Origin of the sequence: Roseovarius roseus, from assembly GCF_043355935.2 — a bacterium.
In the GTDB taxonomy this organism is placed as follows: domain Bacteria; phylum Pseudomonadota; class Alphaproteobacteria; order Rhodobacterales; family Rhodobacteraceae; genus Roseovarius; species Roseovarius roseus.
Window position 1 is genome coordinate 36,249 of record NZ_JBHFPE020000004.1, and the last position, 13,756, is coordinate 50,004.

A 13,756-nucleotide genomic window follows, 5' to 3' on the forward strand; every position below is an offset into this window, starting at 1 on the left:
GGGCGCCAAGGCGCCCCGTCTTGTGTTCGGAGGTGGGCGCGCTCAGTCCTCCATCGCCTCCAATTCGTCTATCATGCCGGAAATCATGTCGAGGCCTTTGTCCCAGAACTTCGGGTCGCTCGCATCAAGGCCGAAGGGCTTGAGCAGGTCGGAGTGGTGCTTGGACCCGCCCGCCTTCAGCATGTCGAAATACTTGTCCTCGAAGCCATCGGGGTTTTCTTCGTAAACGGCGTAGAGCGCGTTCACGAGGCCGTCGCCGAAGGCATAGGCGTAGACGTAAAAGGGCGAATGGACGAAATGGGGAATATAGGCCCAGAATGTCTCGTACCCGTCCATGAAGTCGAAGGCCGGTCCCAGTGACTGCGCCTGCACGGACATCCAGAGCGCGTTGATATCGTCCGGTGTCAACTCGCCCTCGCGGCGGGCGGCGTGCAGCTTGCACTCGAAATCATAAAAGGCGATCTGCCGCACGACCGTGTTGATCATGTCCTCGACCTTGCCGGCCAGCATCACCTTGCGCTCGGCCTTGTCCTTGGCATTTTCCAGCATCCGGCGGAAGGTCAGCATCTCTCCAAAGACCGAGGCCGTTTCGGCCAGAGTGAGCGGGGTGGAGGACAACAGCTCGCCCTGATCCGCCGCCAGCACCTGATGCACGCCGTGCCCCAGCTCATGCGCCAGCGTCATCACGTCGCGCGGTTTGCCAAGATAGTTCAACATCACGTAAGGATGCACGTTCGTCACCGTCGGATGCGCGAAGGCACCCGGCGCCTTGCCCGGCTTGACGCCGGCATCGATCCAGCCCTTGTCAAAGAAGGGCTGCGCCAGATCGCCCATGCGCGGATCGAACTCGGTGTAGGCGTTCATCACCGTATCGCGCGCATCGCTCCAGCCGACGATCTTGGTCTGCTCCATCGGAAGGGGGGCGTTGCGGTCCCAGACTTGCATGCGGTCGAGGCCCAGCCATTTGCGCTTGAGCTCGTAATACCGGTGGCTCAGCTTGGGGTAGGCGGCGACGACCGCGTCGCGCAGCGCCTCAACCACCTCAGGCTCGACATCATTGGCAAGGTGCCGTCCGGTCTGGGCAGTAGGCATGCCGCGCCAGCGGTCGATGACTTCCTTTTCCTTGGCTGACGTGTTGTGCACGCGGGAAAACGTTCGGATGTTTTCGCCAAAGACGCGGGCGAGCGCGCGGCTCGCCGCCTCCCGCTTGGAGCGGTCCTGCTCGGTCAGAAGGTTCAACGTGCCCTCGATGCCCAGTTCTTCGCCGTCGACGTCAAAGGTGAGCCCGGCAATCGTCTCGTCAAAAAGCCGCTCCCACGCGTCGCCGACGACGCCCATGTCGTGCAGGAACTTCTCCATCTCATCCGATAGCTGGTAGGGCTTCATCGCGCGGATGCGGTCCAGTACGGGCTTGTAGCGGGCCAGATCGGCGTTCTGCTCCAGAAGGCCCGACAGGTGATCCTCATCCAGCTTGTTCAGCTCAAGCGTGAAGAAGACGAGAGGTGTGGTGAAATTGGTAATCTTTTCCTGCACATCCGAGAGGAACTTCGTGCGCGAGGCGTCGGTGGTCAGCTGGTGGTAGCGCAGACCGGCAAAGGACATGATGCGCCCGGCGATATTGCTGATCGCCTCGTCGCGGTGGATGCATTTCAGCAGGCCATCCGCGTCCAGATCCGCCAACTTGCCCTCGTAATCGGCGGCAAAGGCGGCGCATTCGGACTCAAGCCAGTCCATGTCGCGCTTGAGTTCAGGCGCGTCCGGGGCGGTGTAAAGATCGCTCAGATCCCATTCCGGCAGATCGCCCAGATCCTTCCCCTTTGCATTGGCGTTGGCGTCATGGGCGGGCTGGGAAAGATGGATCATCGGGCAAGCTCCTGAAAAATGCGTTGCGTTAGACATAGGCGGCGCGCGGCGCGCGCTCAAGGGGGCCATTTTACCCGTATTGGCGCAGCATCTCGTGCAGGTCGTCCAAGGTATTCGCCTCCTGCAGCGGCTTGTCATGGCGCCAGCGTTTCATGCGGGGAAACCTGAGGGCGACGCCGGATTTATGACGCGGCGAGGGGGCGATGCCCTCGAAGGCGATTTCAAACACATGCTCGGGTGTGACCTGTCGAACGGGGCCGAACCTCGCTTGGGTATTGCGGCGCACCCAAGCGGTGATCTTGCGGAATTCGGTGTCGGTGAGGCCGGAATACGCCTTGGTGAAGGGGACCAGATCATTGCCGCTCCAGACGGCGAAGGTGAAGTCGGTAAAGAGGTTCGCGCGCCGCCCGGATCCCTGCTGTGCGTAGATCATCACCGCGTCGATGGTCAGCGGGTCCAGCTTCCACTTCCACCAATCGCCGCGCTTGCGCCCCGCGTGATAGGGGCTGGCAGCGGATTTGAGCATCATACCCTCGGAGCGGTTCTCGCGCGCGGTGCTGCGGACTTCCGTCAGCGCCTCCCAGCTGTCATAGGCGATCAGTGGGGAGGGGCGCACAGGCGCCTCCTCGGGCAGCCGGGCCAGCAGGCTATCCATCCGCGCGCGCCGCTCGGAAAAGGGCTGGCTGCGCAGGTCTTCGCCATCCTCCTCCAACAGATCATAGGCCAGAAGGATCACCGGCGCGCTTTTAAGCAAGGTTTTTGGCACGGTTTTCCGCCCGATCCGCTTTTGCAGATCGTTGAAGGGCAGCGGGGCGGCGCCGTCCCAGGCCACGATTTCGCCATCCAGCACGGTGCCTGGGGGCAGGAAATCGGCGGCCTTGGCGAATTCGGGGAACCTATCAGTCATCAACTCTTCGCCGCGCGACCAGACGAAGTGCGCATTGCCGCGCGCGATCAGCTGGCCGCGGATGCCGTCCCATTTCCACTCGGCCAGCCAGTTTCCCGGATCGCCCAGCGTCTCCGGCTCTTCTTCCAAGCCATAGGCTAGGCAGAAGGGGTAGGGCCGCGATTGCACCGCCTCGGGATCTGGCGCCTCGATCAGCGCGCGATAGCTGGTGGTGTCGGGCGTCCAGTTACCCATCAGGCGATGGGCCAGCTCCGCCTCGTCATGGCCGGTGGCGGCGCTGAGCGCGCGGGTCATGAGCTTGCGACTGATCCCGACGCGGAAGCCGCCTGTCAGCAGCTTGTTGAAGACCAGCCGCTCGGCAGCATCCATCTGGTCCCATGCGTCCAGAACGGCGGATTTGCGCGCCTCCTCCTCGGCGCCATTGAGGCCGCGCAGATATCCGATCCAATCGGTCAGGCTGCGATCCTGTGTGCGGCTGGGCAGCGGCAGGATGAGGGCGATTGTCTCGGCCAGGTCGCCCACGATTGGATAGCTTTCCTCGAAGAGCCAGAGGGGGATGCCCGCCCGCTCGGCCGCCCATTCGCGCAGTTTTGTCGTCGTGATCGCGCGGCGCGGGCGGCGGCCCGAGAAGAGCGCGATGGTCCAAAGCCGATCCTCCTCGGGTGCGGCCTCGAAATAGGCGGCAAGGGCGGCGACCTTGGTGTTGGTTTTCGTCGTCTGATCGATGGTCGCGTAAAGCGCGGTGAACCGTTTCATTCGGTCTCCTCCGCATCGAGTGCCTCGCCGCTGAATTCGGTCGTCAGCGCCTCGGCATTGTAACCCTCACTCTTCAACCATCGCGCGAAGATATCCGTGTAACCATGTGTGGCATATAGATTTTCCGCACCAGTTTCTCTAATCGCTGTGTTGAGCCCGTTCCAATCCGCATGGTCCGACACGACAAAACCACGGTCGACGCTCCGCCGCCGACGCACGCCGCGCATCCGCATCCAGCCGCTGGCAAAACCGGTGGCATGGGGGCGAAACCGGCGGGCCCAATCGCTGCCAAGCGCGCCGGGGGGCGCGATGATCATCGCGCCTGGGTAGTCCTTGGGGGCGAGGTCGGGCGTGACATAGGTCGTGGCGGGAAGGTCAAAGCCCTGATCCCGCAGGATGGCATTCGTGTTCTCGACCGCGCCATGGGTCAGGATCGGTGCGATTTCGGGGTCGAGAAGGCTCATCACCCGCTGCGCCTTGCCGAGCGAGTAAGCGCCCAGCAGGCTGAACTTTCCCTCGGCGGCGTTGGCGGCCCACCAGTCGTTGATCTGCCGCGCGGCCTCGGCCTCGGACGGCCATTCGAAGACCGGCAGACCAAAGGTGCATTCGGTGATGAAGCTGTGGCATTTCACGGTCTCGAACGGGGTCGAGAGTGCATCAGGCACGGTCTTGTAATCGCCTGAAACGACCCAGACCTCACCCCCGACCTCGACCCTTATCTGGGCCGAGCCGGGAATGTGGCCGGCTGGGTGGAAGGACACCTTGGCGCCGCCGATGGAGCGGGGTTCACCGTATCTTATCGAATCGAGGTCAATCTGCCCGAGGCGGTGGCGCATGACCGGCCCCGCGATATCGGTGGCAAGGTAGCGCCGATGGCCCGGGCGCGCGTGATCGGCATGCCCATGCGTGATCAGCGCGCGGTCCACGGGACGCCACGGGTCGATGTAGAAATCGCCTGCGGGGCAGTAAATGCCCTCTGGTTTGAAGCTTAGCACCATGAGAGGAAGGATAGGCTGCGCCGCGACCATTGCCAGCCTCTTGCGCAGAGAGGTGGGGCGGCTAGTCTGCCGCCAAAGCAGGCAAGGGAGCTGGATATGAAATTCGTGCGATACGGCGAGGCGGGGGCCGAGCGGCCGGGCGTTCTGGATGGCGCGGGCGAGCTGCGCGATCTGTCGGACGTGGTGGAGGACATCGCGGGCGATGTCTTGGCCGCGTTGCCGCAGCTGGATGTGGATACGTTGCCCCAGGTGCCCGGTGCGCCGCGCCTTGGCCCGCCCGTGGGCGGCGTAGGCAAGCTGATCGGGATCGGGCTGAATTATTATGATCACGCCGCCGAGGTTGGGCTGGAGCCGCCGAAGGAGCCGATCGTTTTCATGAAAGCGACCTCTTCGATCTCGGGGCCGAACGATCCGGTCTACCTGCCGCGCGGGTCCGAGAAATCCGATTGGGAGGTCGAACTGGGCATCGTGATCGGGCGGCGTGCAAAATATGTCGGCGAGGCGGACGCGCTGAGCCATGTCGCGGGCTATACCATCGTCAACGATGTCTCCGAGCGCGCCTTTCAGACCGAGAGGGGTGGACAGTGGACCAAGGGCAAGAGCTGCGACAGTTTCGGCCCCATCGGCCCCTGGTTGGTCACGCCCGATGAGTTGGACGATGTTCAGGCGCTGGACATGGTGCTGGACCTCAACGGAGAGCCTGCGCAGCGCGGCAGCACGGCGTCGATGATCTTCGGCGTGGCCGAGGTGATCTCGTATCTCAGCCAGATGATGACGCTGCATCCAGGCGATATCATTGCCACAGGCACGCCGCCAGGGGTGGGCATGGGAATGAAACCGCCGCGTTTCCTGCGTGAGGGCGATGTGATGACACTTGCCATCGCCGGTCTTGGCACGCAGCGGCAGGAGGTGCGGCAAGACCCCTAGGCGTGCGCGCGCCAGAATGCGTCCAGCATGGTCCAGAGGGCCTCGCGCGTCTCGGGCAGGTCCATCATCGGCTCGTGCAGCGCGCCCTCCAGCCTTTCCAGCCGGGCGCCGGGCCAGCGGGCGATGCGCGCCTCGATGCGGGCCGTGTCAACGATACGCTCGTCGGTGCCCAGAAAAGTGAGGCAGGGCAGCGCGGGCGAGGGCAGCGAATGAAGGTGGCGGCACTCGTGCAGCGCCGCAAAGAGCCAGCGAAGGCTAGGCCCGCCAAGGGCCAGTTCGGGATGGGCGGTCAGCTGCGCGCGCATATGCTTCAGCATCTCGGCGTCTCGGGTCAGGTCATTTGTCTCGAACGGCGCGTTCAGCACATAGCTGTCTGGCCCGGTGCTGGGTACATAGCGATGCCCAAGGCCGATACGCCCGCTGGCCCAGCCCAGCGACCAGGCCACGGGCCGCAAAGCCGCACGCAGGTCGATCCCCCACATTGGCGCGGAAAAGGCACAGGTGGCGACCGACAGGCCCTCTGCCACTGCGCGCAACCCGATCGCGCCGCCCATGGAATGCGCCAGAAGGTGCCACGGGCGCGGCAGGTCCAGCGCCTCGGCGACGCCGACCATTGCGGCCACGTCATGGCCGTAGTCGGCAAAACTGCCGACATGGCCGGTCAGCGTGTCGCCTGTCAGCCGTTCCGACAGCCCCTGACCGCGCCAGTCGATCGCCGCCACGCCATAGCCCCGCGCGCCCAGATCCCGCGCCGCGTGCCCATATTTCTCAATGAATTCCGTCCGCCCGGGAAAGAGCAGCACGGTCCCGCGCGCGCCTGCGCGAGGCCAGTGCGCCACCCTGATACGCACGCCATCCGCCGCGGTGGCCCAGACCGCGCGGCCACCCGGCGGGCCGTCCGCGACATCCTCCAGCAGCGGCGCCTCGTCCATCAGCCCAGAACCCGGCCCAGCTGCATCGCGACGCTCACATCGCCCTCGACATCCAGCTTGCCGCTCATGAAGGCGGTGGCCGGGTCCAGATCGCCCTCGACGATGGCCAGAAAGACATCGGCCGGCGCGGTCAGCGTCACATCCGCTGCCGCGTCCGAGGCGCGCGCGCCCGCCGCGTCGATGATGATCGCGCCCTCGCCGGTGACGACGAACTTGGCCGAGCCCTCCATCGGCGCGCCGGTCAGCCGCGCGTTCAGTGCCTCGACCGCCTCATTCACCCTGTCGCTCATCTGCCGCTCCCGCCATTTTGATCAGCCATGATGCGCCTGCATGCATCGGGGGGGGTTTGCTTTCCCGCCCGTGGCGCTAAACTTGGGACTGTTATGGGCGCTCTTCGCATCAACCTCAATCCTGTCCTGGCGCTGTGTCTGGCGCTGGCTGCCCCTGTGGGGGCGCAGGCGCAGGATAGCGCGCGGCTTGATGACATGTACGAGGCGCTGAAGACCGCCCCCGCGCCCGAGGCCATGCGGCTGGGCCGGGAAATTCGGCTGGAGCTGTCGAAATCCGGCTCGCCCGCGATGAACCTTCTGCTGAAACGGGGGCGCGACGCGCTCTCGGCGGGGGATACCGGCCTTGCCATCGAACTCTTGAGTGCCCTGACCGATCATGCGCCCGGCTTTTCCGAAGGTTGGCACGCGCGCTCGGTCGCGTTTGCCCGCGCCGACATGATTGGCCCTGCCATGGCCGATCTGGAGCGGGCGCTGGCGCTGGACCCGCGCAATTTCGCCGCGATCTACAGCCTCGGCGCGCTGCTGGAAGAGATTGGCCAGGCCGTGCTCGCCCGCGAGGCCTATGCCCGCGTGGCCGAGATCCACCCGCATTTCGATGATACCGAGGCCGCAATGGCCCGGATCGACGCCGAAACCCAGGGCGCTGATCTCTGACGCATTCCTGAACCACCGGAGACGAGGCCCATGGCCGACAACGCACGGATCCTTGCGGTTCTGGGTCCTACCAATACCGGCAAGACGCATTTCGCGATCGAGCGGATGCTGGGCTATCCCACGGGCGTCATCGGCCTGCCGCTTCGCCTATTGGCGCGCGAGGTCTATGACAAGATCGTTCGCGCGCGCGGCCCCTCGGTGGTGGCGCTGGTCACCGGCGAAGAGCGGATCGTGCCGCCGCGGGTCAAATACTGGGTCTGCACGGTCGAGGCGATGCCCGAGGGCATCGGTGCCGATTTCGTCGCGGTGGACGAGATCCAGCTTTGCGCCGATCCCGAGCGGGGCCATGTCTTCACCGACCGCCTTTTGCGGATGCGCGGCTTGCGCGAGACGCAGTTCCTGGGCGCCGGAACGATGCGCAGCATGATCGCGCAGCTGATCCCGGAGGCGGAATTCGTGCCGCGCACCCGAATGTCGGATCTGATGTATTCAGGTTCGAAAAAGATAAGTAAAATGCCCTCGCGCAGCGCAATCGTCGGATTTTCGGTGGATAATGTTTATGCCATCGCTGAGGTGCTGCGCCGCCAGAAGGGCGGTGCGGCGGTGGTCATGGGCGCATTGTCCCCGCGCACGCGCAACGCGCAGGTCGAGATGTATCAAAACGGCGATGTGGACTATCTGGTGGCGACCGATGCCATCGGCATGGGCCTCAACCTAGATATCGACCACGTTGCGTTTTCCTCGCTGACCAAGTTCGATGGACGGCGCATGCGCCAACTGATGCCGAACGAGTTGGCCCAAATTGCAGGCCGCGCGGGGCGCGGGATGAGCCATGGCACTTTCGGCGTCACCGGTGAGGCGCCCGAGTTGACGCCCGATGTGGCCGAGGCGATCATGGAGCACCGTTTTGCTCCGATCCGCAAGCTGGAATGGCGCAACGCTGCGCTGCAGATGGGATCGACAGGTGCGCTCATCGCCTCGTTGGAGGCCAAGCCTGAGCACGAAGCGCTGGTCCGCGCCCGCGAGGCAGATGATCTGACCGCGCTGCGCACCCTGTCGGAAATTACCGATGTGCAGGCCCGCGCAATCGGTGGCGCGGCGGTGAAACTGCTATGGGATGTCTGCCGCATTCCTGATTTTCGCGGCATCAGCCAGGCCGAGCATGCGAGCCTTCTGGAGACGATCTTCTGCGACTTGCATGAATGGGGCCGCATCCCCGATGACTGGCTGGCGCGACAAATCAAGCGCATCGACCGAACCGATGGCGACATTGATACGTTGTCGAAACGTCTGGCGTATATCCGCACATGGACATACGTCGCCCAGCGAAAAGGCTGGGTGGATGACGAAACGCATTGGCGCGAGGCGACGCGCGCTGTAGAAGACCGATTGTCGGACGCGCTGCATGGGGCGTTGACGCAAAGATTTGTGGATCGGCGCACATCCGTGCTCTTGCGCCGGCTCAAGCAGAAGGAAGCCATTGTGGCAGAGGTTAACGATACTGGTGAAGTGACGGTCGAAGGCGAATTCGTCGGCCGTCTGGACGGGTTCCGCTTTGTGCAGGACAAGACGGCGTCAGGGCAGGAGGCCAAGACGCTGGGTCAGGCCAGCCTTCAGGCGCTTGCGCCTCACTTTAACCTGCGTGCCGATCGCTTTTACAATGCGCCCGATACCGAGATCGATTTTACCGAGCAGGGCGGCCTCATGTGGGGCAAGAATGCCGTGGGCAAGCTGGTGGCGGGCTCTGACCCGATGAAGCCCGGCGTCAAGGCCTTTGTCGACGACGAGGCGGGCCCCGATGTCGCGCAGAAGGTCGAGCGCCGCTTGCAGCATTTCATCGACCGCAAGGTTGCGACCCTCTTTGAGCCACTTTTGAACATCAGCCGCGATGAGACGCTGACCGGCCTCGCACGCGGCTTCGGCTTTCGCATGGTCGAGACGATGGGGATCATCCCGCGCGGTGACGTGGCCGATGAGGTCAAATCGCTCGAGCAGGACGCGCGCGGCGCGCTGCGCAAGCATGGCGTGCGCTTTGGCCAGTTCACCATCTTCATGCCGCTTCTGCTGAAGCCCGCGCCGACGCGCTTGCGCCTGGTGCTCTGGGGCCTCGCCAATGGCATGGACGAGTTCCCCGAGGCGCCGCCCCCCGGCCTCGTCACGGTGCCTGCCGCCAAGATGCCGCAGGGCTATTACACCATGGCCGGCTACCGCGCCGCTGGCGCGCGCGCCATTCGCATCGACATGCTGGAGCGTCTGGCCGACATGCTGCGCGCTGAGGACAGCCGCGGCGGGTTCGAGGCCAAGGCCGACATGCTGTCGATCACCGGCATGACGCTGGAGCAGTTCGCGGACCTGATGGAAGGCCTTGGCTACAAGGCTGAGCGCGGCGAGCGCGCCAAGGTCAAGCCTGTCGATCAGATCATGGATGAGGCGCCGGGCGTCGAGCCCGAGACCGAGACCGCAGGCGATATAGTCGAGAATATCGAGGCCGAAGGCATAGCCCCCGTGGCCGAGACGCCCGAGGAAGAGGCCGAAGTGCCCGCCGACATCCCTGAGATGAGCGAGACCGAGGTCGCGCCCGGCACGCCTGCCGATCCCATCGCGCCCTCGGCCGAGCCAGAAGTTTATTACACCTTCACCTGGGCCGGACGCGCCCGCCGCAGCGGCCCGCCCGCCGCTGCGCGCGAGGGCGCGCCCCGCGGCAAACCGCAGGAGGGGCGCGGCAAGCCGCGTGGCAAGGGCAAGCCCAAGAGTGGTGATCGGGGCGGCGAGAGGGGCGGCAAGCCCGGCAATGCCGGCGCCAAGAGCTTCGAGGCGAAGCCTGCGCCAAAGAAGGACAGGATCGACCCCGACAATCCCTTTGCCGCAGCCCTCATGGGCTTCAAGAAAGACAAGTGACGACACCCGCTGGTGACGCCGTCGAGGCGGGCAGGATCCGCCTCGACAAATGGCTCTGGCAGGCGCGTTTCTTCAAGACGCGCGGATTGGCCGCAGCCGTGGTCAAGTCGGGCCATGTGTGCGTCAACGGCAACCGGGCCGGAAAACCGGCGCAGATGGTGCGGCCCGGCGACGTTCTGACTTTCGCGCAGGCCCAGCAGATCCGCGTTGTGCGTATCATCGCGCCCGGCTTGCGGCGCGGCCCGGCGCCCGAGGCGCAGACCCTTTATGACGATCTGACGCCCGCGCCCGAACCGAAGGGCGAAACACCTGTTTCGCCCAACCCGCGTTACGAGGGAAAAGGGCGTCCCACCAAGAAGGACCGGCGCAAACTGGACCTCAATCCTCCCGGGGCGCTTGAATGATAACCGGGGCTGGACTATTTGTCGCCCGACCCACTCTCAAGAGGCCGACATGACCTATATCGTCAACGATGCCTGCATCGCCTGCAAATACACCGACTGCGTCGAGGTGTGCCCTGTCGACTGCTTTTACGAGGGTGAGAACATGCTGGTGATCCACCCTGACGAGTGCATCGATTGCGGCGTTTGCGAGCCGGAATGCCCGGCAGATGCGATCCGCCCGGATACCGAGCCGGACATGGAAAAATGGGTGGAGTTCAACCGCAAATACGCAGAACTCTGGCCGGTGATCGTCACCAAAAAGGACGAGTTGCCCGAGGCCAAGGAACGCGACGGCGAAAGCGATAAATTGGAGAAATATTTCTCCGAAGCGCCGGGCGAGGGCGGCTGACACCAGCTAACCGACCCGCAGCCTGCCAAATCAGGCAGTTTGCCCAACATCTGGTGCTGAAATCCGCCTCGAAATCGCATTGCGTCACGTGCATGTGTGACGGGATGCTAAGCGCACCCTTCCGCAAGGGCCCGATTCGTGGTATACACAGCTTAGATGTAACGCCATGCCCGATATCCACTCTCCCCTGCATATGCTTGGGTGTGGATTTTCCTGTGCCAAGACATTGTGACATGCCCCACCGGCGCCGCGCCGGGCAGCATGTGATTGTCGATGACATTCGGGCCAGCAGGAAAGGAAGTTTTGAATGAGCAAAGCCAAAAAGCCCGACTTCAGCCCGAATGATTTTGTCGTCTATCCCGCGCATGGCGTGGGCAAGATCGTCTCGATCGAAAGCCAGGAGATCGCCGGGATCGAACTGGAACTCTTTGTCATCAACTTTGAGAAGGACAAGATGACACTGCGCGTGCCCACGCACAAGGCGACCGAGATTGGCATGCGCTCGCTTTCCAGCCCCGATATCGTCTCGAAGGCGATGACGACGCTCAAGGGCAAGGCCAAGGCCAAGAAGGCCATGTGGTCGCGCCGCGCGCAGGAATACGAGCAAAAGATCAACTCGGGCGACCTGATCGCGATTGCCGAGGTCGTGCGCGACCTGCACCGCACCGACGATCAGCGCGAGCAAAGCTATTCCGAGCGTCAGCTCTACGAGGCCGCGCTTGAGCGTTTGACCCGCGAAGTCGCTGCTGTCAGCGGCGATGACGAGGTCGAAGCCGCCCGCCAGGTGGGCGACGTTCTGGTGTCGCGCGCAGCCTGACAGCTGCTGTTGTAGAGGAAAAAGGCCGCAACCCTGCACGGGCTGCGGCCTTTTTCGTGTCCAATCAGACCAGAATCGACAGCAACACGGCGATCTCGGCCAGTTGCTGCACCGCGCCCAGGGTGTCGCCCGTCTGGCCGCCGATCTTGTCCCGCGCGATCCACGCCAATGCGAAGGTTACGAGCGCGGCCCAGATCAGAGCGAAAAACGCCGACCAGCCCACCAGCACCAGCGCGATCAGTGCGGCAATCCCAGCGGCAGCGCCGCAGAGGCGCGCATCCGGGCGACCCGTGCCGTGCGACAGCCCCGCGTCGCGTGCATGGGGCAGGGCCCACATCATGGCCGGGATAGCCGCACGCGATACCGCGCCGGCGGTAACGATCGCGGCCAATGCCCAGCCCCCATCAAGTTGAAACAGCAGCCAAAGCGCCGCCCAGCGGGCGCCGAGCGACAGGATCAGCGCGATGACGCCAAAGACGCCGATATGGCTGTCCTTCATGATCTCCAGCCGCCTGGCGGGCGCCCAGCCGCCCCAGAACCCGTCGACCGTATCGGCCAGCCCGTCCTCGTGCATCGCACCGGTAACGATCACCTGCGCGGCAAGGGCCGCAAGCGCGGCCAGCGCCGAAGGCAAGCCACACCAATGCGCAATCAGGCCGATCAGACCCGCGATGAGGCCCACCAGCGCACCTACCAGAGGATAGGCCCATACCGCCCCGGCCCCGCGCGTGGGGGCGTCCGGCAGGGGCAGGCGGGTCAGCAGGGCCATCGCTGCGTGGAAGTCGCCCGTATAGGGCATCAAAGCGTCGTTTTTCCGCATGGGACCGGACCTTTTTGGGGATGCCACATTCTGCCCCTCTGCGATACACCGACGCCAAGCGCATATGCAACGGGGGCCAGCAGGATGAACGTGGAAATGCACAGCATAGCGGATCTGGCAGCTTGCCTGCAGGATCTTCCTGCACCGGACAAGGCGGCGCTGGAGGCCGCCCGTGCGCGCGATGCCAGCCTGACGAAACCGCCCGGCGCGCTGGGCCGGCTGGAGGACCTGGCCGCCTGGTATTGTGGCTGGCGCGGTGATGCGCGCGCGCAGATTCGCGCGCCGCAGGTCATCGTCTTTGCCGGCAATCACGGCGTCACGGCGCAGGGCGTGTCAGCTTTTCCTGCCGAAGTGACGGCGCAGATGGTGGCGAATTTCGAGGCGGGCGGCGCGGCGATCAACCAGTTGGCGCGCCAGTTCGGGGCTAAGATGGATGTCGTCCCTCTGAATCTGGGCTGCCCCACCGACGATTTCACGCAAGGTCCGGCGATGGACGAGGCGGGCTTCATGGCCGCCATCCGCGCAGGTTGGGACGCTGTGGATTCTGGCGCAGACCTCTTGGTGACGGGCGAGATGGGGATCGGCAATACCACCTCGGCCTCTGCCATTGCGACCGCACTCTATGGCGGGGAGGCCGCCGACTGGACGGGCCGCGGCACGGGGCTTGGGCCCGATGAGGTTTCCCTCAAGGCGCGCGTGGTTACGGCGGGCGTGGCAAGGCACGCTGCGGTGCGGGACAGGCCGCTCGAGGTACTGCGTGCACTGGGCGGGCGCGAGTTGGCGGCAATGGCGGGGGCCATCCTGCGGGCGCGGTACCTGCGCATTCCGGTGATCCTGGACGGGTTCATCTGCTGCGCCGCTGCCGCCTGTCTTGAGGCCGAGGCGCCCGGCACGCTGGACCACTGCGTGGCGGGCCATGTCAGCGCCGAGGCCGGGCATCCCCGCCTTCTGGCACAGCTTGGGAAGGAGCCGCTATTGGCGCTGGGCATGCGACTGGGCGAGGGGTCGGGCGCGGCGCTGGCCATCGCCATCCTTCAGGGCGCGCTGGCCTGCCATTCGGGCATGGCGACTTTCGACGAGGCCGGCGTCAGCGGCGGCTGAC

13 protein-coding genes are annotated in these 13,756 nt (G+C 64.8%); 7 read left to right on the forward strand and 6 right to left on the reverse strand.

Features of this window, described 5'->3' with window-relative positions; genetic code table 11:
• Nucleotides 1–42: 42 nt before the first annotated feature.
• The 3 genes from ACEWPL_RS08465 to ACEWPL_RS08475 form a co-directional block, all read right to left on the reverse strand.
• Nucleotides 43–1,863 carry a M3 family oligoendopeptidase gene (locus ACEWPL_RS08465; protein WP_393931313.1) on the reverse strand — a complete coding sequence of 607 codons (1,821 nt, stop codon included), beginning with the start codon at nt 1,861–1,863 and terminating at the stop codon, nt 43–45.
• A 70-nt stretch (nt 1,864–1,933) separates the two neighbouring features.
• Nucleotides 1,934–3,526: an ATP-dependent DNA ligase gene (locus ACEWPL_RS08470; RefSeq protein WP_393931315.1), complete on the reverse strand. Its 1,593-nt coding sequence runs from the start codon at nt 3,524–3,526 to the stop codon at nt 1,934–1,936.
• Nucleotides 3,523–4,554, reverse strand: coding sequence for a ligase-associated DNA damage response exonuclease (locus ACEWPL_RS08475; protein ID WP_393931317.1), 1,032 nt, complete (start codon nt 4,552–4,554; stop codon nt 3,523–3,525). The genes ACEWPL_RS08470 and ACEWPL_RS08475 overlap by 4 nt, the downstream gene beginning before the upstream one ends.
• Before the next feature lie 66 nt (nt 4,555–4,620).
• Here ACEWPL_RS08475 and ACEWPL_RS08480 point away from each other — a divergent pair, with 66 nt between their 5' ends.
• Nucleotides 4,621–5,451, forward strand: a complete 831-nt coding sequence (locus ACEWPL_RS08480) for a fumarylacetoacetate hydrolase family protein (protein WP_393931319.1) — start codon at nt 4,621–4,623, stop codon at nt 5,449–5,451.
• Here ACEWPL_RS08480 and ACEWPL_RS08485 read toward each other — a convergent pair.
• Together ACEWPL_RS08485 and ACEWPL_RS08490 are read right to left on the reverse strand one after the other, a co-directional pair.
• The gene (locus tag ACEWPL_RS08485; protein WP_393931321.1) at nt 5,448–6,383 is read right to left on the reverse strand and encodes an alpha/beta hydrolase; all 936 of its coding nucleotides are present in this window, start codon (nt 6,381–6,383) and stop codon (nt 5,448–5,450) included. The two genes, ACEWPL_RS08480 and ACEWPL_RS08485, sit on opposite strands and share 4 nt — an antisense overlap.
• Entirely contained in the window at nt 6,383–6,673 is a 291-nt protein-coding gene (locus ACEWPL_RS08490) for an SCP2 sterol-binding domain-containing protein (RefSeq protein WP_393931323.1), read from the reverse strand. Before ACEWPL_RS08490 ends, ACEWPL_RS08485 begins: the two co-directional genes overlap by 1 nt.
• Nucleotides 6,674–6,766: 93 nt before the next feature.
• On the opposite strand from ACEWPL_RS08490, the gene ACEWPL_RS08495 reads away from it, so the two are divergent.
• The 5 genes from ACEWPL_RS08495 to ACEWPL_RS08515 all read left to right on the forward strand — a co-directional run bounded on the left by ACEWPL_RS08495 (nt 6,767) and on the right by ACEWPL_RS08515 (nt 11,834).
• A complete protein-coding gene (locus ACEWPL_RS08495) occupies nt 6,767–7,327 on the forward strand; it encodes a tetratricopeptide repeat protein (RefSeq protein ID WP_393931325.1) in 561 nt (186 codons plus the stop codon).
• 30 nt (nt 7,328–7,357) lie between these two features.
• Nucleotides 7,358–10,225 carry a helicase-related protein gene (locus ACEWPL_RS08500; protein ID WP_393931327.1) on the forward strand — a complete coding sequence of 956 codons (2,868 nt, stop codon included), beginning with the start codon at nt 7,358–7,360 and terminating at the stop codon, nt 10,223–10,225.
• Nucleotides 10,222–10,629 carry an RNA-binding S4 domain-containing protein gene (locus ACEWPL_RS08505; protein ID WP_393931329.1) on the forward strand — a complete coding sequence of 136 codons (408 nt, stop codon included), beginning with the start codon at nt 10,222–10,224 and terminating at the stop codon, nt 10,627–10,629. The genes ACEWPL_RS08500 and ACEWPL_RS08505 overlap by 4 nt, the downstream gene beginning before the upstream one ends.
• Nucleotides 10,630–10,678: 49 nt before the next feature.
• Nucleotides 10,679–11,017 carry a ferredoxin FdxA gene (gene fdxA / locus ACEWPL_RS08510; RefSeq protein ID WP_393931331.1) on the forward strand — a complete coding sequence of 113 codons (339 nt, stop codon included), beginning with the start codon at nt 10,679–10,681 and terminating at the stop codon, nt 11,015–11,017.
• Nucleotides 11,018–11,324: 307 nt separating this feature from the next.
• Complete coding sequence (locus ACEWPL_RS08515; RefSeq protein WP_393931333.1) at nt 11,325–11,834, forward strand: CarD family transcriptional regulator; 510 nt, start codon at nt 11,325–11,327, stop codon at nt 11,832–11,834.
• Nucleotides 11,835–11,898: 64 nt separating this feature from the next.
• Here the strand turns inward: ACEWPL_RS08515 and cobS are convergent, their stop codons facing one another.
• A complete protein-coding gene (cobS, locus tag ACEWPL_RS08520; protein ID WP_393931335.1) occupies nt 11,899–12,654 on the reverse strand; it encodes an adenosylcobinamide-GDP ribazoletransferase in 756 nt (251 codons plus the stop codon).
• A 96-nt stretch (nt 12,655–12,750) separates the two neighbouring features.
• On the opposite strand from cobS, the gene cobT reads away from it, so the two are divergent.
• Entirely contained in the window at nt 12,751–13,755 is a 1,005-nt protein-coding gene (gene cobT / locus ACEWPL_RS08525; protein WP_393931337.1) for a nicotinate-nucleotide--dimethylbenzimidazole phosphoribosyltransferase, read from the forward strand.
• The last annotated feature ends 1 nt before the right edge of the window (nt 13,756 follow it).

Excerpts from the sequence above, each read along its gene's own strand:
- ACEWPL_RS08490 (WP_393931323.1), bottom strand. The coding sequence starts at position 6,673 with ATGAGCGACAGGGTGAATGAGGCGGTCGAGGCACTGAACGCGCGGCTG.
- cobS (WP_393931335.1), bottom strand. The coding sequence starts at position 12,654 with ATGCGGAAAAACGACGCTTTGATGCCCTATACGGGCGACTTCCACGCA.
- ACEWPL_RS08480 (WP_393931319.1), top strand. The coding sequence starts at position 4,621 with ATGAAATTCGTGCGATACGGCGAGGCGGGGGCCGAGCGGCCGGGCGTT.
- ACEWPL_RS08495 (WP_393931325.1), top strand. The coding sequence starts at position 6,767 with ATGGGCGCTCTTCGCATCAACCTCAATCCTGTCCTGGCGCTGTGTCTG.
- ACEWPL_RS08515 (WP_393931333.1), top strand. The coding sequence starts at position 11,325 with ATGAGCAAAGCCAAAAAGCCCGACTTCAGCCCGAATGATTTTGTCGTC.
- ACEWPL_RS08485 (WP_393931321.1), bottom strand. The coding sequence starts at position 6,383 with ATGGACGAGGCGCCGCTGCTGGAGGATGTCGCGGACGGCCCGCCGGGT.
- fdxA (WP_393931331.1), top strand. The coding sequence starts at position 10,679 with ATGACCTATATCGTCAACGATGCCTGCATCGCCTGCAAATACACCGAC.
- ACEWPL_RS08465 (WP_393931313.1), bottom strand. The coding sequence starts at position 1,863 with ATGATCCATCTTTCCCAGCCCGCCCATGACGCCAACGCCAATGCAAAG.
- ACEWPL_RS08470 (WP_393931315.1), bottom strand. The coding sequence starts at position 3,526 with ATGAAACGGTTCACCGCGCTTTACGCGACCATCGATCAGACGACGAAA.
- ACEWPL_RS08500 (WP_393931327.1), top strand. The coding sequence starts at position 7,358 with ATGGCCGACAACGCACGGATCCTTGCGGTTCTGGGTCCTACCAATACC.
- ACEWPL_RS08475 (WP_393931317.1), bottom strand. The coding sequence starts at position 4,554 with ATGGTCGCGGCGCAGCCTATCCTTCCTCTCATGGTGCTAAGCTTCAAA.
- cobT (WP_393931337.1), top strand. The coding sequence starts at position 12,751 with ATGCACAGCATAGCGGATCTGGCAGCTTGCCTGCAGGATCTTCCTGCA.